The organism is Segatella copri, assembly GCF_019249795.2.
In the GTDB taxonomy this organism is placed as follows: Bacteria; Bacteroidota; Bacteroidia; order Bacteroidales; family Bacteroidaceae; genus Prevotella; species Prevotella copri_B.
In genome coordinates this window covers 1,626,622-1,647,890 of record NZ_CP156891.1, presented here as the reverse complement: position 1 = coordinate 1,647,890, position 21,269 = coordinate 1,626,622, and the positions used below count along the sequence as shown (strand labels likewise).

Here is a 21,269-nt window from a genome sequence, read left to right as displayed (position 1 = left end):
TATAATAACAGGAATATGAAAAAAATATGGGTTATGATGCTGGCTACATTGATGGTTTCTTCCACGATGATGGCTGGAAATGTGAAGAAATCAACTACTCTTCCTATTGTGGGAGAGGTCGTAAAGGCTTCTCATCCGATGATTCAGTATGTTGGGCGTGTGAGCTTTGCTAAGAATCCTGATGTAGCCAGTTTCAATTATCCGGGAACTACGATTGAGGCTAGTTTTCAAGGGTCTTCTCTGAAAATGCTGTGTCGCCCGAAATCGGGATATTTCATGGCGCAGATTGATGGTTGCGAACCTTTCAAAGTGGGCTTTAATGCCGAACGCGATTCGGTTGTTACCCTGGCTGCGGCTTTGCCAAAGGGGGTGCATCATGCTAAGGTGATGTATGTGATAGAAGGCTTGTTCCGCAAACCGGAATTCAGGGGATTCGTTCTTGATAAGGGATGCCAGCTCGTTGAGGCTCTGGCTCTTGCGGAACGGAAGATTGAATTTATCGGAAACTCCATCACCTGCGGTTATGGCGTAGAAAGTATCAACATGTCTGATCCTTTTGAGGATGAAACGGAGAACCATTGGCTTACTTATGCCAATATTGTAAGTGACAGTCTGAAGGCTCAGCATACTTCTATCTCCCGCAGTGGTATCGGTGTATATCGTAATTATAATGGTCCGAAGACAGGTGATGCCGATAACATGCCTTGGCAATATGAATATACCTTATTTGACCAGCATGATGAAAAATGGGATTTTGCCAAGTATCAGCCTCAGTTAGTCTGTATCAATCTGGGTACGAACGATCTTTCTACCAAGAATTATGATATTCAACTCTACGAGAAAAATTATCGCATGTTTCTTAAAACGGTACGTAGTAAGTATCCTCATGCAAAGATTGTGATGTTGACAGGTCCGATGCTCGGCGAGAAGGAGAGTAGCAAGCAGCGAACTGTGCTTGATAGAATCTGTGCTGATGCCAATAAAACTGATAAGAATATTTACCGTTTCGATTTCTGTTTCCAGAAAGGAGATTTAGGTTATGGCGCCAGCTGGCATCCTAGTATGTTGCAGCATCGGAAGATGGCAGCAGAATTGCTTCCGTTCCTGAGAAAACTGATGAATTGGAATTAAATGAAATTGCATGTTTCCAAAACAAAATTATATGATAACAATGAACACAAAAAATCTATTATTATTGGCATCTCTTACATTGGCGATGCCTCTGACAGCACAGACTCCGCAAGAGGATTTCAAGCGGGATATTACGCTTTCGGGTAGTAACTATGTAGCTTATCGTGGTCCGCAGAAGCAGTTGACTGCGGCTCCTAAAGGTTATAAGCCTTTCTATCTGAGCCATTATGGCCGGCATGGTTCCCGCTATATGATTGGCAAGAAGGCTTATGATGTGCCTTATTTCTCTCTGCTCAAAGCGAAGCAGGAGGGCAAACTGACAGCTAAGGGCGAGGAAACGCTGGCTAAGGTGAAGATGATTCGTGAGGAGGCGAAGGGGCGCGATGGCGAACTGACTCCGCTCGGAGCTCTCCAGCATCAGGGTATCACCAGAAGAATGATGGAGCGATTCCCTGAGATTTTTGCCGGTAATACGAATATTGAGGCCCGAAGTACTTTGGTAATCCGATGTATCCTCTCTATGGAGAACGGTTTGCAGCAGATGCTGCGCATGAATCCGAAACTTCATATCTTCCATGATGCCAGCGAGCATGATATGTATTATATGAACCAAGACGACCGATACCTGGATAGCTTGAAGAACAGCGTGGGTATCAAGGTGGCACAGCAGGAATTTGCACAGAAGCACGTTAGCTATAGCCGTGTGATGCAGGAACTGTTCAACGACCCTGCCTGGGTGAAACAGAATATCAACCAGAGTGACCTGAACAGAAAACTTTATAAGATGGCAAGCTCAATCCAAGGCACGGAACTGAGGGGCAAGGTTTCGCTCTATGACCTCTTTACGGAGGAGGAACTGTATCAGAACTGGCTGAATGCCAACATCTCGTGGCAGATGGCTTACGGCAACTCGCCTTATACGGGCAATGTGCAGCCGTTCTCCCAGCGCAATCTCTTGAGAAACATTATCCAGAAGGCGGATAGCTGCATCGCCTTGCCGCATCCGGGAGCTACATTGAGATATGGACACGATACAATGGTTACTCCGCTTACCTGTTTGCTGGATTTGAATGGATATGGCGAAGAGATTAAGGATCCGGAGAAGATTGCTTCTCAATGGTGGGATTATAAGATTACTCCGATGGCTACGAATTTGCAGTTCGTTTTTTATAGAAACAAGGCGAATGATGTGCTGGTGAAGGTGCTTTTGAATGAAGACGAGGCTACTTTGCCTATCAAGAGCGATGTGGCACCTTATTACCACTGGAATGACTTCAGGGAGTATTGCTTGAAAAAGCTGGCGGGGTATAAAAGGTAAAAATGAAGGCTACTGACTGCTGGGGGACAGGCGATGGAATCGCCTGGAACGGGGGCAGGAGGGGGACTGGCTTCTTTTTTGCTGAACGCAAAACGCTAAAGCGCGAAATGCAAATGGCTAGATAATAAAAAAAAGGGCTTAAGCTTTTTGGGCTTAAGCTCCTTTTTTATGATGGGTGCTTTCCTTGCGCTTTCTTTTTCGCTTTCTTAGCGCTTTTTATTGCTTCGATAACCAGTCTTTATCCTTCTGGTCTTCTTCGAAATCTTTTTCTGAGAAGAGGTTGGTCTGACCAGTCAGTTCGTCAATCACCTGTTGCTCGCTTTTGCCAGCATCTGGATCAAGGTTTTCACCTTCATTCTCTGAGTCAGAACCATCCGGTTCCTCATCATTATCCTCAGAAGGAGGTTCTGGGAATCGGGTTGGTTCCAGTTCCTCGATACTTTCAATCTTCCATGTCGTGAGGCGCTTACCCTTTGCCTTGAAACTCTTCTGCGCAATGAACTGCTCGGCATCGATTTCTTCGGCAGGACGGATGGTATCCACACCGCCATAAGTAACCTTGATGCGTGGATAAACCGTATCGGTAAGCAAGATGAGCTTGCAGTTAGGGTTTTCTCCCATGAAATTCTGATGGCGCTTGGTGGCATCCATCGTGAATCGCTTGATGTATGGATATCCCTGATTGTCGGCATCGTAGAGAATTGCTGTCCATATCTTATGTTCATCCCATTTCTCTAAGCGGATGATGTTGTCCTCGTAGTGGTTGTTGACATCGAAATTGGTGATGTAGAATTCACCGTTGTCGAGTACTACCAAGATAAATTCATCATCATTGAATTCGCCCAGGAAGCGGCCGTTCTCATCGTAGTTGATGCGGTTTACGTCTGGGTCGAACCAAACCTTTCTGCCTCCTAACGTGCTGTGGCCGTGACTCTTCAGACCGATGCGGCGAATGGTGCGCTTGGTAAGGAGATTACCTTTGGCTGCACGTCCCTTGATCAGAATGTCTGAGAAATCCTTCTCCAGGAAGATGCTTTGGCGCTTCTTCGTCAGGTCGGGCTCCATCGTACACTTGATGATTTCTGCCTCTCCATTCGGATTGGCGGTGAAATAGATGACGCGGCTGCCAGCTGTGCCCTGAGTGATGTCATACAACTTGTCGCGGGTCATGGCGGTTACATTGAATCGCTTGATGAAGTAATCGCCTTGTTTGCCGTCGCGGTAAACACAGTTGTAGATGGTGCGCTTGTCGTTCTTCTTGAATACCTGTACATGGAGGATATTCTTGCCAACGAATATTTTGTCGGCTACCTTGGTGACTTTAAACTTACCATCCTTATAAAAGATGATGATGTCATCGAGGTCGGAGCAGTTGCATACGAATTCATCCTTCTTCAACCCTGTACCAACGAATCCTTCCTGACGGTTGATGTAGAGCTTCTGGTTAGCCTCTACCACCTTAGTCACCTCAATGGTATCGAAGTTTCTGATTTCTGTTTTGCGAGGATGGTTCTTTCCATACTTGCCCTTGAGATATTCAAACCAGTTGATGGTAACATCGGTCATGTGAGCCAGGTCGTTCTCAATCTCAGCAAGTTCAGCCTTAATTTTCATCAGCAGTTCGTCTGCCTTATCCTTATTATATTTAAGGATTCGCTGCATCTTGATTTCCAGAAGTTTGAGGATGTCCTCGCAGGTAATTTCCCGATGGAAGGCATATTCTACCATACCCTTACCGTCTACTTCGGCAGTAAAGAGTTTGTCTTTGAATGGTTCGAGTTTTGAGTCGATGAAGGCAACAACCTCATCCTGACTCTTACTCTGCTCAAACTTTCGCTCCTTGTAGATGCGTTCTTCGATGAAAATCCGTTCGAGAGAAGAGAAGAAGAGCTGTTCCTCCAATTCACCCTTTCTGATCATCAGTTCCTTGCGCAGCAATCCCATAGTGCGGTCTACGCTGTGGCGCAACACATCGCTGATAGTGAGGAAAACAGGCTTGTTGTCTTCGATGACACAGCAGTTGGGCGAGATGTTGATTTCGCAATCGCTGAAAGCGTAGAGTGCATCTATCGTTTTATCTGATGAGGTTCCTGGTGCCAGATGCACAAGAATCTCAACATTTGCCGAAGTAACATCATCTACCTTGCGTGCCTTAATCTTACCCTTTTCTACCGCTTTGGTGATAGAATCGATGAGGCTGCCTGTAGTCTTGCTGAATGGTATCTCGCTGATAACGAGTGTCTTGTTGTCGAGCTTGTCTATCTTGGCTCTTACCTTCAATGCACCACCTCGCTGTCCATCATTGTATTTACTTACATCGATGGCACCGCCTGTAGGGAAGTCGGGATAGAGTTGGAAAGGCTCGCCCTTGAGATAGTGGACGGCAGCATCGCAAATCTCATTGAAATTATGTGGCAAAACCTTACTGCTCAATCCCACGGCAATACCCTCGGCACCTTGTGCCAGGAGCAGCGGGAATTTGGCAGGGAGCGTGATAGGCTCCTTGTTTCTGCCATCATAAGAGAGTTGCCAGTCGGTGGTTTTAGGATTGAAAACCACATCGAGAGCAAACTTAGAGAGGCGTGCCTCGATATATCGGGGAGCAGCGGCACGGTCGCCCGTAAGAATGTTTCCCCAGTTACCCTGCGTATCGATGAGCAGGTCTTTCTGTCCCATCTGTACCAAAGCATCTCCGATAGACGCATCACCGTGAGGGTGAAACTGCATGGTATGTCCCACGATATTGGCAACCTTGTTGTATCTTCCGTCGTCCATGCGCTTCATAGAGTGGAGGATGCGTCGCTGTACCGGTTTCAAACCATCCTCAATATGAGGAACGGCACGTTCGAGGATAACATACGATGCATAGTCGAGGAACCAGTTCTGATACATTCCGCTGAGGTGATGTACAGCAGAAGCATCGAATCGGTTCACCGGCTTATAATCGGAATGTTTCTCGGTCGAAATCTCCTCGTTGTCATCTTCTGCAGCATCCTGTTCAGATTCTGCAGAAGAATTTACCAAATTTGGCGATTTTTCCTCTTCAAGACCGTTTTTATCTTTAATTTCGTCGCTCATATATAGCTTTTAATACTTATTTTATTAATTTATGGCAAAAATACAACAATTTTTCGAGAAAAAAGAGTATCTTTGCCGAAAATTTGAAAAAAATAAGATTTAATCATGGCACAGGAAGATGTTTTTAAGAAAATTGTAAGCCATTGCAAGGAATATGGCTTCGTGTTCCCAAGTAGTGAAATTTATGATGGCTTGGCTGCCGTTTATGACTATGGTCAGAATGGTGTTGAGCTCAAAAACAATATCAAACAGTACTGGTGGCAGAGTATGGTGTTGTTGCACGAGAACATTGTTGGTCTCGATGCAGCTATCTTCATGCACCCTACAGTATGGAAGGCATCTGGACACGTAGATGCTTTCAATGATCCATTGATTGATAACCGCGATTCAAAGAAGCGTTATCGTGCCGATGTGCTCATCGAGGATCACATGGCTAAGTATGAGGAGAAGATTGCCAAGGAGATTGCCAAGGCTAAGAAGCGTTTCGGCGATAGCTTTGATGAGGCTCAGTTCCGTGCAACTAATCCTCGCGTTCTGGAGAACCAGAAGAAGTTTGATGATCTCCATGCCCGCTATACTGAGGCTATGCAGGGTCCTAACCTGGAGATGCTGAAGCAGATTATCGAGGATGAGGGTATCGTCTGCCCTATCAGCGGTACCAAGAACTGGACTGATGTCCGTCAGTTCAACCTGATGTTCTCTACCCAGATGGGTGCTGCCAGCGATGCTACAAGCAAGGTATATCTCCGTCCTGAGACAGCTCAGGGTATCTTCGTAGATTATCTGAGCGTTCAGAAGACCGGCCGTATGAAGTTGCCATTCGGTATCTGTCAGATTGGTAAGGCTTTCCGTAACGAGGTTGTAGCCCGTCAGTTCGTATTCCGTATGCGTGAGTTCGAGCAGATGGAGATGCAGTTCTTCTGCCAGCCTGGTACTGAGATGAAGTGGTTTGAATATTGGAAGAAGGTTCGTCTGGCTTGGCACGAGGCTCTCGGTATGGGTAATGAGAACTACCGTTATCACGATCACGAGAAACTGGCTCACTATGCCAATGCTGCTACCGACATCGAGTTTAAGATGCCATTCGGCTTCAAGGAGGTAGAGGGTATCCACAGCCGTACCAATTTTGACCTTTCTCAGCACGAGAAGTACAGCGGCCGTTCTATCAAGTACTTCGATCCAGAGAAGAACGAGAGCTATGTACCTTACGATGTAGAGACATCTATCGGTGTAGACCGTATGTTCCTCAGCGTAATGTGCCACTCTTACTGCGAGGAGAAGCTGGAGAATGGCGAGACACGTGTTGTTTTGCGTTTGCCAGAGGCTTTGGCACCTGTTAAGTGTGCTGTGTTCCCATTGGATAAGAAGTATGGTTTGCCAGAGTTGGCACACGAAATCGTTGACGAACTGAAGTTCCACTTCAATACTCACTATGGCGATCCTAAGGATTCTATCGGTAAGCGTTATCGCCGTCAGGATGCTATCGGTACTCCATTCTGTATCACCGTAGACCACGAGACTCCAAACGACCATAAGGTAACTCTGCGTTATCGTGATACCATGGAGCAGGAGCGCGTAGCTATCTCTGATCTTCGCAGCATCATCGAGGAGCGCGTAAGCATCACTAGCGTATTGAAGAAGCTTGGCAAGGAAATCAAGAACTTCTAATTAATCAAATATATCTAGATGAATCTTAAGAGTTTGAAATATTTCTTCTTCCTCATGATGGCAGTGATCACACTGTCATCATGTAGCGAAGATGATGATAATGTCTCGGAATATGCCAATTGGCAGGAGCGTAACGAGCAGGCTTTTGCCGATACATTGGCTTATGCCAGAAAGATGGGTGAAGCTAACGGCTGGTACGTTTATAAGAACTGGACGTTCGAAAACCAGACTCCGACGAACAAAGATCAGAATGGTAATTTAGTGACCCTTCCTTATAAGGATTGCGATAATATCATCGTTCATGTTCTGAAGAAGGGAGAGGGTACAACTTCTCCTATCCTTACCGATTCGGTACAGGTGAGCTATCGTGGCCGTTTCATTCCTACTGATAATTATAAGGAAGGTTACGTCTTCGACCAGAGTTTTACGGGTACTTTTGATGCTGCTACAGCTAATCCTATCCGTAGTGTGGCCGGTGGATTTATCGATGGCTTTACCACCGCATTGCTCAAGATGCATCCGGGCGACCATTGGCAGGTGTTCATTCCATACCAGCTGGCTTATGGTGAGAGCGGTAATTCTTCAATCCAAGGCTATTCAATGCTCCGTTTTGAGATGGTGCTCAAGAGTTATAAGAGAGCTTCTGGCAAGAAGTGGATTACTAAATAATAAGAATAAAGATTTAGAGAAAAGTATGTGCATATGTTTGAAATGATATATGCACATATTTTTTTGTATGAGCGATATACGAGAAATTAATTTATGCTTTATAGCAAGAAGACAGATTATTTGATGGAGTCGATTCGCCTGGGTAGGGAGATGGATCGGCGCGAGAAACTCAATCTTATTGTAGGGTTGAGTATACCTTCTATGCTGGCTCAGATTTCTACGGTGATGATGTTCTTCATTGATGCTTCTATGGTGGGGCATCTGGGAGCAGAGGCTTCTGCCAGTATCGGATTGATTGAGTCAACTACCTGGCTTATAGGTAGCTTGCTCAGTGCAGCTGCTACTGGCTTTTCTGTACAGGTAGCTCATTTTATCGGAGCTAATGATTTTGCAAATGCCCGTCAGGTGTTTCGTCATGCGCTGATTTGCGGTGTGGCGTTCAGCATTTTTGTTTCTCTTCTCTGTGTCGGCATTCATGCTTATCTGCCTTATTGGCTGGGTGGAGGTGCCGATATTGCCACCAATTCCTCTCGCTATTTTCTGATATATGGTCTGGTACTTCCATTCGTTTTCCTTTATCATATATCCGAAATGATGCTGAAATCTGCGGGCAATATGCATACGCCTAGTGTGATGGCAGTATTGATCTGCATCTGCGATGTGATATTCAATTACCTGTTTATCTATATCCTGAAGTTGGGTGTTGTGGGGGCTGCCTTAGGAACGGCGATGGCTTATGTCTGCATCTCTCTGCCTAATCTTTATCTTGCAGGTTTCAAGAATAAGATACTGAATCTCCGTCAGGACCATGTCCGTTTCCGTTGGGTCAGGTCGTATGTTCATAATGCCTGTAAAATCAGCATTCCGATAGCCATACAGAACATATTGATGAGCGGGGCGCAGATAGTGAGTACCATGATTGTGGCACCTCTTGGCAATATAGCCATTGCTTCCCATTCTTTTGCTATTACGGCAGAGAGTCTTTGCTATATGCCGGGCTATGGTATTGGTGATGCGGCTACTACTCTGGTGGGACAGACGCATGGAGCAGGGCGAGTAGGTTTGTGCAAGAATTTTGCTTATATGACAGTAGGACTTGGAATGGCTGTAATGGCTGTGATGGGAGTGGTGATGTATGTCTTTGCTCCTGAGATGATTGGCGTTCTTTCTCCGGTAGAAAGTATCCGTGAGATGGGGACCATCTGTTTGCGTATCGAGGCTTTTGCTGAACCATTCTTTGCAGCTAGCATCGTGACCTATTGTGTTTGTGTAGGAGCGGGCGATACCAGAAAACCGGCGATGATCAATCTCGGTACCATGTGGCTGGTGCGCCTCACTCTGGCTTATGCTCTTTCCAAGAGCTATGGCTTGGAGGGAGTATGGATAGCGATGGCTATCGAACTCACATTCAGGGGAATCCTCTTCCTTATCCGCCTCTTCAGAGGTTCATGGATGAAGAGTTTTCATGTAGGTTAGGATTGGTTTTCTGCCTCCAATGTTAGTTTTAGGTTAAGATTTGCATACATCGCGAAGATATTCTCTAAAATGTTTGCAAATCTTTTTTATTTTTCTTAATTTTGCATCGCAGACAGTAACCATGTTGCTGGTTTTGTCGTTATATATAGGTGAACTTGTTAAGTAGCATGATATATATATATAATAAGGTATAAAGAAAGAATGATATAGAAAACAATAAATACATAAATAATTAAAATCAGATGAAACTAAGAAAGATTTTTGCAGCAGTTGTGCTGTTCCTTTCTGCAGGTACAGCGATGGCACAGCAGATGCCAGCTATTCCGGTAGACAAGAATGTGAAGATAGGTCGTCTTGATAATGGATTGACTTACTACATTCGTCACAACAGTTATCCTGAGAATGTGGCCAGTTTCTACATCGCTCAGAAAGTGGGTTCTATCAATGAGAATGATGACCAGCGCGGTTTGGCTCACCTCTTGGAGCACCTTGCCTTCAATGGTACCGACCATTTCAAGGGCAACTCTCTGCAGGACTATCTGCAGAGCATCGGTGTACAGTATGGCCGTAATCTCAACGCCTATACAGCAGTAGAGAAGACTGTTTATTACTTCACAGATGTTCCTACTACCCGTACTACAGCCGTAGACTCCTGTATGCTTATCCTCAAGGACTGGAGTAATGGTATCAGTCTTACTGAAGATGCTATCGAGAGCGAGCGTGATGTGGTGCACAATGAGTACCGTATGCGCATTGTAGGTCAGCAGCGCATGATAGAGCGTTCACTTCCTAAGCTCTATCAGGGCGAAAAGTATGGCTACCGTTTCCCTATCGGTTTGATGAGCGTTATCGATGGCTGTAAGCCAGAAACTCTCCGTGCTTACTACCGCAAATGGTATCGCCCAGACAATCAGGCTATTATCATCGTGGGTGATGTAGATGTAAATCATATCGAAGCTAAGATTAAGGAACTCTTCTCAGGTATCAAGGTACCTAAGAATGCCGCTAAGATAGAGAAGGTAGAAGTATCTGATAATGATTCAGCCATCTATGTTATCGACAAGGATAAGGAGCAGCAGGTTGATCTCTTCCAGATTTATATGAAGCACAATGCTGTGCCAGATTCTCTGAAGGGCAATATGAGCTATCTCCTGAAGGGATACATGGATAACGTGATTTCTTCTATGATTGCTGCCCGTTATGCAGAGAAGGCATTGGAGCCAGACTGTCCATATCTCCAGGCAAATGCCGGTGATGGTTCATACCTGATTTCAAGCACAAAGGATGCTTTCACCCTTACCGGTGTAGCTAAGCCAGGAAAGATTAAGGAGGCTTATGCTGCTGTTCTCCGCGAGGCACAGCGTATGCACGAGTTCGGTTTCACAGCTACAGAGTATCAGCGTGCCAAGGATGAATTCATGAGCCAGGTTGACAAGGCTCTTGCCAACAAGGATAAGATGAAGAACGAGCAGTTTACCACCCAGTATGTGGATAACTTCATTTCTAACGAGCCTATTCCGTCAGTAGAAGAGGAGAGCCAGATTTGGAAGATGGTAGTTCCAAACTTGCCTCTTGAGGTTATCAACAGCTATGCCAAGCAGTTGGTTTGCCAGAGCGATACTAACCTTGTATCATTGGTTATGATGCGCGAGCAGGCTGGTGCCGTTTATCCTACCGAGCAGGAACTTTCTGCCATCGTAAAGCAGGTACGTGCTGAGAAGCTCGAGGCTTATGTGGATAATGTTAAGCAGGAACCTCTCATCGCTCAGGCTCCTAAGGCTGGTAAGATTAAGAAGACTGTTGAGAACAAGAAGTTGGGCTTCAAGGAGTTGACTCTTTCTAATGGCGCTAAGGTGGTATTGAAGAAGACCGATTTCAAGGACAATGAGATTGCTTTCGCAGCTTCAGCCAATGTGGGCTATTCTACTTTCGGCAAGGAAGACTTCCTGAATGCTGCATTTGCAGCAGATGTGCTCGATGCTAGTGGTCTTGGCGATTTCTCAAGCAATGATCTTGATAAGGCTTTGGCAGGTAAGCAGGTTGGCGTTTCGTTCAGCTTGAGTCCTTTCAATCATGGTTTGAAGGGTAATTCTACTCCTAAGGACATCGAAACCCTGATGCAGCTCATCTATCTCAAGATGACCGCAGTAAGCAAGGACCAGAAGAGCTTCGACAATATGAAGAGCATGATGGCTACTGTTCTTGCCAACAAGAGCAACAATCCAAGCCTCGTATATCAGGATTCTGTTCAGAGCACCCTCTATTTGGGTAGCAAACTTGCCCGTGTGCCAGAGGCAAGCGATATAAAGGATATCAACTACGACCGTATCCTGGAGATTGGTAAGCAGTTCTACGGCAATGCCAAGGACTTCACCTTCTATTTCGTAGGTAACTATGATGAGAAGACTCTCCTCCCACTCATCGAGCAATATATTGCCAGTCTGCCAAACAATGGCTTCAAGCTGAAGAACAAGCAGATTCCTTATGCTAAGGGTAAGGTAAGCAATGTCTTTACCAAGGCAATGGAGAATCCACAGAACCAGGCAACAGAGATCTGGTATACCAAGGCTCCATTCACCTTGCAGTATATGGTTCTTGCTGATGTTTCAGCCCGCCTTTTGGAGATGAAGTATTTGCGTACTATCCGTGAGGAACTCAGCGCTGCTTATCATGCAGGTGCAAACTATGGTTTGCTTCGCGATTATGATAACAAGGCTGCCATCTCTATTTCAGCCGTGGCTCAGTTGAACCCAGAGAAGTCAGATATCGCTATTCCTTACTTCTTCAAGGGTATGGAAGAGACCGTAGCCCAGCCAAATGCAGAAGACCTTCTGAAGGTGAAGGAGATTCTCCTGAAGCAGGCTGCTGTTAGCGAAAAAACCAATGTTTATTGGCTTGGTGCGTTGAGCACATACGAGCGTATGGGTGTTGATACTCATAGCGATTACAAGGAGATGGTGAAGAATCTGAAGGCATCTGAGATTTCAGACTTCCTGAAGAATGTCATCTTGAAGAGTGGTAATCACTTCGAGATCATCATGAAGGCAGTGAAGAACGAGAAGTAAAATCTCGGACTTGATATAATAAACTTGAATAATAAACGAAAAAATCCCGTTGTACAAGCCAGATGGCTGACAACGGGATTTTTACGTTTTTTTCTTTTCCCAAAATTTTTGAAACTCATCATTTAAGAGTCGTTTCGAAAATCTCTCTTTAAAAAGAAAGGATGCGTCTTTATATTGTATAAGAGCATCATCTTCCCTCCTTTACGTCATGTTTCCGAAGAGTATTAACCTCTTCTCTTTGCCTTAGAGGCAAGAGCCTCGCGGCGATCCTGAAGAATCTGTTGGCATCTATCGATAGCCTGATTCTGATTTTCTGAATTTACCTTAATTAAATCATTCATAACCTATTGATATTTGTTAACCGCTTGCAAAGATAGGGGTTTTCTACCTATTTCTAGGTACAAAATGCATGAAAATACGTGTTTTATTCGTTATTTTTTGATTTATGTCAAAAAAATGTGCAATCGTTTGAACAGTTCCCCCCCCTGGAATGATAATTGGTATTTCCTGAACGATTTTTTTCATTATCTTTTAAACGAATTGTCATCGCAATCGTCTATAATAACGTAAAAAGAGTAGAAATGATGAGTTTTTAGGGAGATTCATACGCGAAATAGGGATTTTTCTTATCATATTCCCGATTTTTTTTGCGAACTTTGCACCCGAAAGAACAATAGGAAGTATTGGGTATATATAAATAAGAGTGATAAAATAAATATATAGAAAGCAATGAAAAAGGTATTTCTTTTGGCTGCCCTCGTGCTCGCATGCACAGCTGGCAGCAACGCAAGCGCTATGAACGAGGCAGCGCTCAATGCCTCAATGTCTGAGATGATGCCGGTTAAGAAAACGGCTAAGAAGACAACAAAGAAGACTTCTAAGAAGACTACGACCAAGAAGACTTCTACAAAGAAAACAACTTCTGCAGCATCTAGCACTACAGCAGCAACTACAATTTCTGCAACAACAACTGCTGCAACAACCAGCAATGCCGTCGCTTCTACCAGTGCAACCAGCAATGCAGGCTCAGCCGTTGCAGGTATCTTGGGTGCTGTACTGGGCGGAAACTCTAACAGCAGCAGTTCTGCAGGTAGCAGTATTATCAATGGCATTCTGAATAATGTAATCGGTTCAGGTACCTTCAGTAAGCAGGATCTCTGTGCCCATACCTGGAAGTACAGCAAGCCGGGATGCGCCTTTACCTCTGAGAATCTCCTGGCACAGGCTGGCGGTGAGATTGCTGCCAACAAGGTAGAGGAGAAGTTGAGTGAGTATTACAGCAAGTTTGGCTTCAGTAGTTCAAACACCTATTTCACCTTCAAAACTGATGGAACTTTCGCTGCCAAGATTGATGGCAAGTCATGGCAGGGTAATTATACTTTTGATGAGAAGACTCACGCCATTCAGATGAAGGGATTAATCTTGAGTATGTCGGGTTATGCTACGAAGACTGCCAATGGCATCAGCCTGCTCTTCGACCAGAAGAAGTTGCTCAACCTCATCAAGACCATCGGTTCCCTCAAGGGTAATTCTACGCTCAGCGCTCTCGGTACTATCGCCAATAATTACGATGGTATGCGTGTAGGTTTCGAGATGACTAAGTAATCCTGAAGGATAGAATCCATTACTGAGCCTTCTGTTGGAGTGGGCTCAGTAGATGATAATCGCCCTGTAAGAAGTAAAGCATCTTTCAAGCTATGCTTTGCTCTTTACAGGGCGATTTTTCTTGTTTATTTCACGCTCAGTTTCATTGTCTTAACATCCTTGCTGTTGGTTCCTATCATAATCTGGAAGTCGCCAGGTTCTATCACGTGCTTCAAATCTGCGTTGTAGAACTTGAGCATATCTGGGGTGATATCAAAACTTACCTCCTTGCTTTCACCTACTGCCAGATGGATGCGCTGGAAACCTTTCAGTTCCTTTACAGGACGGGAGATGCTGGCTACCATGTCACGGATGTAGAGCTGCACAATCTCGTCGGCATCGCGGGAGCCATTGTTCTTAACGGTGACGCTAGCTGTAATCTTCTTGCTATCCTGCCATTCGGTAGCCTCCTCATTGCTGATGCCGGCCTCCTGGCTGCTCAGGCGGAAGTTGCTGTATGAAAAGTAGGTATAGCTCAAGCCGTAACCGAAAGGATAGAGCGGACCATTGCTTACATCTAGACAGTTGCTGGCAAACTTGGCAAACTTCTCATTATCGTCTGCTACAGGGCGGCCGGTGTTCTGATGGTTGTAGTAGAGAGGCTCCTGACCGGTAGTCTTAGGCATCGAAGTGGTGAGCTTACCCGATGGCGATTTGTCGCCAAAGATGACATCGCAGAGTGCATCGCCCATCTCTGAACCTCCAAACCATACATTCATGATGGCTGGTACATGGGCTTTCTCCCAAGTAAGAACCGTAGGACGGCCTGCAAAGTTGAGGAGCACTACAGGCTTGCCCGTCTTCAGGAGTTCGGCAAGCAGTTCGCGCTGTACGTCCGGCATCTCCAAGTTGGTACGGCTACCGCATTCGCCGCTCATCTCGGCACTTTCGCCCATAGCACATACTATCACGTCGGCCTCTTTCGCAATCTTCAGCGCTTCAGCCTTCATCTCAGCCTCGTTGCCCCAGTTGATTGGCTTGCCGCATTCGCCGTTTTGCTGCAGTTCCTGATTGCGCCAGATATTGCTTCCCTGGGCATATAATAAGGTGGCTTTTCCGGCAAGTGCATGCTCCATTGCCTCCTTGATGGTGGTATATTTAGATGGTACCTGTGCCACGCTCCATGTACCGGCTATGTTGTTTCGGGTGTCGGCAAGCGGACCTATCAGGGCTATCTTTCCTTCCTTCTTCAGTGGCAGGATATTGCCTTCGTTCTTCAGAAGCACGAAGGTCTCTGCTGCTACATCGCGGGCTGCCTGACGGTTCTCTGCGGTGTAAATCTCGCTCTTGCTGCGCTTGGTGTTGCAGTAGCGGTAAGGGTCGCTGAACAAGCCCAGTTTATATTTCGCTTCCAGAATGCGGCGACAGGCGATGTTCACATCCTCCTCGCTCACCTTTCCTTCTGCTATGCTCTTAGCCAGATGCTTTACGAAGGCGTTGGAACACATATCCATATCGGTACCCGCCTTCAGTGCCTGTTCTGAAGCCTCCTGGATGTCTTTTGCCGTTCCGTGCTGCAGAATCTCGGCGATAGAAGCGTAATCGGTAACTACGAAACCGTTGAATCCCCACTGTTTTCTCAAGACATTGGTCATCATCCATTTGTTGGCTGTAGCAGGTATGTAGTCGATGAGATTGAATGAAGACATCACGCTGCCTACGCCAGCCTTCACCACTGCCTCGTAAGGTGGCAGATACTGGTTCATCATGCGCACGCGGCTCATATCTACCGTGTTATATTCCTTACCGCTCTCAACGCCTCCGTACAGTGCAAAATGCTTCAGACAGGCCATGATGCGGTTGGCTCTCAGAATCTCTTCTGTGCGCATATCCACGCCCTGGTAGCCCTGAGTCATCGCTGCTCCCATCACGCCGCTCAGATAAGGATCCTCTCCATTTCCTTCGCTTATTCGTCCCCAGCGGGCATCGAGCGCAATGTCTACCATAGGAGAGAAAGTCCAGTTGATGCCGTCGGCACTTGCTTCCTTGGCTGATACTTCGCCTACCTTCTTCATCGCCTCGGTATCCCATGAGCAGGAGAGGGCGAGAGGGATAGGGAACATCGTTTCGTAACCATGAATCACGTCCATACCTACGAGCAGCGGAATGCCCAGACGGCTGTTCTTGATGGCGATTTCCTGCAGAGCTTTGATCTTGTTGAGCCCTTTGATATTGAAAACTCCACCCATGTTGCCCTGGGCGATATCGCTGCCTACCTGAGTATCAAGTGCGCCGCCGGTGGTGATGTCGCCAGCTACCATCAGGTTCAGCTGACCAATCTTCTCCTGTAGCGTCATCTTCGCCATCAGTTGGTCGATATACTCCTTCATGGGTAGAATCTTGCCTTTCTTGGTTGTGGCAGTTACTTTTTTCTTAGGGGCTGCGGTATGGGCGAAAGCAGGTGCTGCCATAGAACCAGCCAAAAGAAATGTGAGTGATAAAAGTGCTGTTCTCATTGTTTATTATGTTAATTGTTATTTTTATGTTTATCTTTTGCAAAGATAATAAAAAAGATGATACGATGCGCGATAGAAATGTTAAAATGTGGATGAACTTTTCTTTTTTAGATATAAATGTGTCTGATAATGAGATGGATAAGAAAAATGTAGAATATATAAAAAGTGGATACGGCATAGGTGAAAAATGCGAAGAAATCTACATTTCTTCTATATTTGATTTGTCGTTTCCGATTTTTTTATTACTTTTGCACGTGAAACCTCATGAAAATAAATCAATCTTAAACGGAATCAAGTTGATGTATCGCGTAAATGAATTATGGGGAAAGGCATTCTTCTTCCTGCTCTTTGTCTTGATGCCTCTTTCTCTTGCAGCAAAAACAACAGATAATATAGAGCAGCTTTTTCAGAGTCTGGACAACGCCATTGCCCATTCGGCTGATTATGTGAAGGTACGTGAAGCCCGAATTCGCGATTGGGAGCAGAAACTGAAGACCGCCAGGCGCCTAAGCAGTAAGTATGATGCCTGTTTTGCGCTCTTTGAGGAATACCGCTCCTACAAGAACGACATGGCGCTGAAATACATCAACCAGTGTATGGAACTTGCCTTCAGAATGGGCGATAAAAAGAAGGTGGGAAATGCCAAGGCGCTGCTTGCTTTCCAGGAATCTACCACGGGCGATTATGCCGAATCGTACGACCTGCTGAAGTCTGTCAATATCGCTGATCTTGATGCTGAGGGCAAACGCAACTACCTCTGGGCTTGCCAGCACCTGTATGGCGAGATGGCATATTATTCCAACGTTCCTTCCTTGAAGAAATATTATGCCGGCAAGCGTAATGCCTATCAGGCTGCAATAGACAGCACATTCAGCCATGATGATGACCTTTATCTGCAGATGCAGGAGGTGAGGGCACGCGATGCAGGCAATATGAAGGAGGCTTTGCGATTGAGCGATAAGCGGCTGGCGATGACGAAACCGGGCACCCATCAGTATGCCATTGTACAGTTTTATCGCGGCTTGACCTACAATCAGTTTGGCGATGAAGAGCAGTTTCTCAGCTGCCTCTTGCGTTCTGCTATCTGCGATGTCCAGTTGGCTGTGATGGACCAGGGGTCGCTCTGGGAACTCGCCAATCTGCTCAATGCCGAACCGGGCGAGCAGAAGCGCTCTCACGAGTATATCAAGTTTGCCTGGAAGTCGGCTACCGTTTTCAATACGCCTATCCGCAGCCGCCAGATCATGCCTGTGCTCACGCAGATTGAGGAGGGATATCAGAAAGAACTTTCTTCGAGCAACCAGCATCTGCGGCTCATGGTAGCGTTTTCTGTCCTGCTTCTCTTTGTGGTTATGCTCTTGCTCTACTATGTCAACAAGCAGCGCAAGCGCATTGCTGCGGCCCATCATAAGCTGAAGGAAACCAACCATGCCTTGCAGTTGGCAAATGAGCGTCTTAACGAGATGAACCAGTCACTCAGCGAGAGTAACAAGATGAAGGAAGTATATATTGGTCGATTCCTGCGCCTTTGTGCCATCTATGTCGACAAGATAGAGACCATGCGCAAGCGAGTAGTGAAACTGGTGAAGGCAAGAGAACTCAACAAGTTGTTGGAGCAGATGCAGGCTGGCGAGGCCTACATGGGCGAGCTGTATGAGTATTTCGATTCCGCCTTCCTGAAGCTCTTCCCTGACTTTGTTGAGGAGTTCAATGCCCTCTTGAAGCCTGAAGAGCGTATCTTGCTCGAAGATGACAGCCGTCTTTCTACCACCCTCCGTATCTTTGCCCTTATCCGTCTGGGCATCGAGGACAGTTCTAAGATTGCCGAGTTCCTTCACTATTCTGTGAACACTATCTATAATTATCGCGCCAAAATCAAGAATAGTGCCATCTGTGACAGGGAAGAGTTCGAGCAGCGTGTGAAGCAGATTGGCATGAAATAAGCCTTTCTGGGCGTATGGCGAAAACTTGCGAAAATTCAGGAGTAAATGCTACAGATACCCATGCACCCTGTTTTAGGGTGCATGGGTAGTCATCTGATAATCAAAATATTGATGTTTGTGTATCCCTGTTTCTGCGAACTTTGTGATGGATGATAGGCGATAGAAATCGCATAATAGTTTGACGTTGTGTTTTAAACGTCAAGTGGGTTAATCGTATGATAATCAAGATATTGATATTTTTGAAAATCCCCGTTTCTACGAGTTTGTCGATAGGATGAAAAGCATGGGAATACAATAAAAGTTTGTTACGGCGTTTCACCGTAACAAACTTTTATGCGTTATATTTATTTCTTCCCTCCGTTCAATTTCTCAGAATCGAATCATTCTTTTTAAAAGAGCTCGAAGGCTTTCTTGAGCTTCAGGTTATCGGCTGCATTACCAACAAGAGCCTCAAACTTTCCGGCTTCAGCCTTCCAGGATGAAGATGCCTCATCGTAGAAACTGAGGGCCTCTTTGCTGATGGTGATGCTGATATCCTTGCTCTCACCTGGCTGGAGATAAACCTTCTGGAATCCCTTCAGCTCCTTCTGAGGGCGGTCTACTGATGACTTGACATCGTGGATGTAGAGCTGAACCGTCTCGGCTCCGGCACGCTTACCTGTATTCTTTACGTTTACGGTAAAGGTGATTGTGCCGTCCTGCTTCATCTGCATCTTGTCGCTGCGCAGATTAGAGATGGCAAACTGGGCGTAGCTCAAGCCGTGACCGAATGCAAAGGTAGGCTTGATGCGCTCCTTATCGGTCCAGCGGTAACCTACATAGATGCCTTCCTTATATTCCTCATCAATGATGTTGCCCTTCGTGCTGGCTCCACCTTCCTGACGCCAGGTTCCCGGATAGGTATTGAGTGCATGAGCACCTGTTTCCTTCAGCGAGTTGACCCATGTAAACGGCAACTTGCCGCTAGGGTTGGCATCGCCTGTAAGGATGCTTGCCAGGGCTTCGCCGCTCTCCGAACCGATGAACCAGCCCTGTACGATGCCGGCAACCTTAGCCTTCCAAGGCATCGCTACCGCATTGCCCGAGATGTTGACATAAACGAAGTTTCTGTTTGCCTTAGCCAAAGCCTCGATCAGCTTATCCTGATGGTATGGCAACTCATAATGCTTGCGGTCGTGACCCTCACAGTCCTGGAAATCGCTCTTGTTCAGACCACCAAACATGATGACATAGTCGGCAGTCTTGGCTTTCTCTACGGCTTCGGCTATCAGTTCAGCCTCGCTGCGCTTGTCTTCCAGGTTCTGACCGGTTGTAACGCCATTGTAGTTGCCCGTTACATCGCCCACATATCCGCGGGCATAATCTACCTCGATGCCGTCCTTGCCCAAGCGCGTCTTCAGACCATCGAGAGGCGAAATCTCGCGCTGTACCTTGAGCGAAGAAGAGCCTCCGCCTACGGTCATCATCTTGATGGCATTCTCGCCCACTACCAGCACGCGCTTAGCCTTCTGGGTGTTGATAGGGAGCACATTGTTCCTGTTCTGGAGCAATACGATGCCTTCCTCAGCAATCTGTCTGGCTGCTGCATAATGGCTCTCGGAACAGAGGAAACCATGAGGGCGGTTCGGATTCATCGTGGTGCGATAGAAGAGGCGCAATACGCGGCGCACCTTGTCGTCCAGCTCCTTCTGGGTGAACTTTCCTTCCTGTATGGCCTTCATGTAAGGCATGGAGAGATAATAGTTGTCGTAGGCATTGGTAGCGCCCATCGTAAGACCGTCTGTCCAGGTGCCGAACTCCATATCCAGCCCGTTCTTTACAGACTGCTCCAGGTCGTGAGCACCGCCCCAGTCGCTCACCACGACACCATCATACTTCCAGTCGCCCTTCAGAATCTTGTTCAGGGTCCACTGGTTGTGGCAGTTGTGCTCATTCTTATATAGGTTGTAGGCTCCCATGATACCCCATGTCTTACCCTTCTCAACAGCCGCCTTGAAGGCAGGGAGATAGATTTCGTGGAGAGCACGGTCGCTGACAATTACGTTGACCTGATGGCGGTATTCCTCGTCGTTGTTCAGGCAATAGTGCTTTACGCAGGCTGATACGCCCTTAGACTGCAATCCCTGAATATACGGCACTACCATGATGCTTGCCAGGAACGGATCTTCGCCCATATACTCGAAGTTGCGGCCGTTGAGAGGCGTGCGGTAGATGTTGACGCCAGGACCCAGAATCATGTCCTTGCCGCGATACAGGGCTTCTTCGCCCAATGCTTCGCCATAGATGCGGCTCATCTGCGGATTCCATGATGCGGCAAGACAGGTGAGGGCAGGGAAGGCTACACAGGAGTCGTTGGTCTGGCCAGCCTGTTCCCACTCATCCCACAATACGTCAGGACGCACTCCGTGAGGTCCGTCATCCGTCCAGAAGTCAGGAAATCCCAAGCGTGGTACACCGGCTGATGAAAACTTGCTCTGAGCATGGATGATGCGTATCTTCTCTGCCAGCGTCATGCGGGAGATGGCATCATCGATGCGCTGCTCTACCGGCTTGGTCTGGTCGAGATAGACAGGCAATTGTCTGTTTGCCTGCTGTGCCTGTGATGGAGCGATGGCTGCCACAGACAAGACACATGATAAAATGAACTGTTTCATAAGTAATGAATATTTATTATGTTTTTGTTTATTCTTGCAGTTGTTGTTATGCACAACGCTTCTCACGTTTTTTTTTGTGCGTTTAAGCGTATATGCTCATTCATCTGCAAAATTACTAAATAAATAATGAAAAAATGACGGGTGATAAGTGAAAAGTGGATGGGTGT

Annotated in this window: 11 protein-coding genes; 8 read left to right on the top strand and 3 right to left on the bottom strand. The window is 46.4% G+C overall.

Annotated features, from left to right (window positions below; all coding sequences use genetic code 11):
• The first annotated feature begins 15 nt into the window (after positions 1 to 15).
• Together KUA48_RS07220 and KUA48_RS07215 are read left to right on the top strand one after the other, a co-directional pair.
• Positions 16 to 1,131, top strand: coding sequence for an SGNH/GDSL hydrolase family protein (locus tag KUA48_RS07220; protein ID WP_218432199.1), 1,116 nt, complete (start codon positions 16 to 18; stop codon positions 1,129 to 1,131).
• A 40-nt stretch (positions 1,132 to 1,171) separates the two neighbouring features.
• Positions 1,172 to 2,449 (top strand): histidine-type phosphatase, encoded by a 1,278-nt coding sequence (locus KUA48_RS07215; protein WP_256624413.1) that lies wholly within the window; start codon positions 1,172 to 1,174, stop codon positions 2,447 to 2,449.
• Between the two features lie 216 nt (positions 2,450 to 2,665).
• Here the strand turns inward: KUA48_RS07215 and KUA48_RS07210 are convergent, their stop codons facing one another.
• Positions 2,666 to 5,527: a DNA gyrase/topoisomerase IV subunit A gene (locus KUA48_RS07210; protein ID WP_256624412.1), complete on the bottom strand. Its 2,862-nt coding sequence runs from the start codon at positions 5,525 to 5,527 to the stop codon at positions 2,666 to 2,668.
• Between the two features lie 105 nt (positions 5,528 to 5,632).
• On the opposite strand from KUA48_RS07210, the gene KUA48_RS07205 reads away from it, so the two are divergent.
• The 5 genes from KUA48_RS07205 (at position 5,633) to KUA48_RS07185 (ending at position 14,010) form a co-directional block, all read left to right on the top strand.
• Positions 5,633 to 7,195, top strand: a complete 1,563-nt coding sequence (locus KUA48_RS07205; RefSeq protein ID WP_006848488.1) for a glycine--tRNA ligase — start codon at positions 5,633 to 5,635, stop codon at positions 7,193 to 7,195.
• Positions 7,196 to 7,213: 18 nt separating this feature from the next.
• Entirely contained in the window at positions 7,214 to 7,864 is a 651-nt protein-coding gene (locus KUA48_RS07200; protein WP_118254643.1) for an FKBP-type peptidyl-prolyl cis-trans isomerase, read from the top strand.
• 93 nt (positions 7,865 to 7,957) lie between these two features.
• Complete coding sequence (locus tag KUA48_RS07195; protein WP_118254642.1) at positions 7,958 to 9,340, top strand: MATE family efflux transporter; 1,383 nt, start codon at positions 7,958 to 7,960, stop codon at positions 9,338 to 9,340.
• Positions 9,341 to 9,582: 242 nt separating this feature from the next.
• The gene (locus tag KUA48_RS07190; RefSeq protein WP_218432197.1) at positions 9,583 to 12,405 is read left to right on the top strand and encodes a pitrilysin family protein; all 2,823 of its coding nucleotides are present in this window, start codon (positions 9,583 to 9,585) and stop codon (positions 12,403 to 12,405) included.
• A 729-nt stretch (positions 12,406 to 13,134) separates the two neighbouring features.
• Entirely contained in the window at positions 13,135 to 14,010 is an 876-nt protein-coding gene (locus KUA48_RS07185) for a DUF4923 family protein (RefSeq protein WP_218432196.1), read from the top strand.
• 125 nt (positions 14,011 to 14,135) lie between these two features.
• On the opposite strand, the gene bglX is transcribed toward KUA48_RS07185, so the two are convergent.
• A complete protein-coding gene (gene bglX, locus KUA48_RS07180; RefSeq protein WP_218432195.1) occupies positions 14,136 to 16,505 on the bottom strand; it encodes a beta-glucosidase BglX in 2,370 nt (789 codons plus the stop codon).
• Positions 16,506 to 16,804: 299 nt separating this feature from the next.
• Between bglX and KUA48_RS07175 the strand changes: the two genes are divergently transcribed.
• Positions 16,805 to 18,448, top strand: a complete 1,644-nt coding sequence (locus KUA48_RS07175; RefSeq protein WP_218432194.1) for a DUF6377 domain-containing protein — start codon at positions 16,805 to 16,807, stop codon at positions 18,446 to 18,448.
• Positions 18,449 to 18,837: 389 nt separating this feature from the next.
• Here KUA48_RS07175 and KUA48_RS07170 read toward each other — a convergent pair whose 3' ends face one another.
• A complete protein-coding gene (locus KUA48_RS07170; RefSeq protein WP_218432193.1) occupies positions 18,838 to 21,102 on the bottom strand; it encodes a glycoside hydrolase family 3 C-terminal domain-containing protein in 2,265 nt (754 codons plus the stop codon).
• Between the last annotated feature and the right edge of the window lie 167 nt (positions 21,103 to 21,269).

Coding starts and splice junctions, on each gene's coding strand:
- KUA48_RS07220 (WP_218432199.1), top strand. CDS start 16: ATGAAAAAAATATGGGTTATGATGCTGGCTACATTGATGGTTTCTTCC.
- KUA48_RS07215 (WP_256624413.1), top strand. CDS start 1,172: ATGAACACAAAAAATCTATTATTATTGGCATCTCTTACATTGGCGATG.
- KUA48_RS07210 (WP_256624412.1), bottom strand. CDS start 5,527: ATGAGCGACGAAATTAAAGATAAAAACGGTCTTGAAGAGGAAAAATCG.
- KUA48_RS07205 (WP_006848488.1), top strand. CDS start 5,633: ATGGCACAGGAAGATGTTTTTAAGAAAATTGTAAGCCATTGCAAGGAA.
- KUA48_RS07200 (WP_118254643.1), top strand. CDS start 7,214: ATGAATCTTAAGAGTTTGAAATATTTCTTCTTCCTCATGATGGCAGTG.
- KUA48_RS07195 (WP_118254642.1), top strand. CDS start 7,958: ATGCTTTATAGCAAGAAGACAGATTATTTGATGGAGTCGATTCGCCTG.
- KUA48_RS07190 (WP_218432197.1), top strand. CDS start 9,583: ATGAAACTAAGAAAGATTTTTGCAGCAGTTGTGCTGTTCCTTTCTGCA.
- KUA48_RS07185 (WP_218432196.1), top strand. CDS start 13,135: ATGAAAAAGGTATTTCTTTTGGCTGCCCTCGTGCTCGCATGCACAGCT.
- bglX (WP_218432195.1), bottom strand. CDS start 16,505: ATGAGAACAGCACTTTTATCACTCACATTTCTTTTGGCTGGTTCTATG.
- KUA48_RS07175 (WP_218432194.1), top strand. CDS start 16,805: ATGTATCGCGTAAATGAATTATGGGGAAAGGCATTCTTCTTCCTGCTC.
- KUA48_RS07170 (WP_218432193.1), bottom strand. CDS start 21,102: ATGAAACAGTTCATTTTATCATGTGTCTTGTCTGTGGCAGCCATCGCT.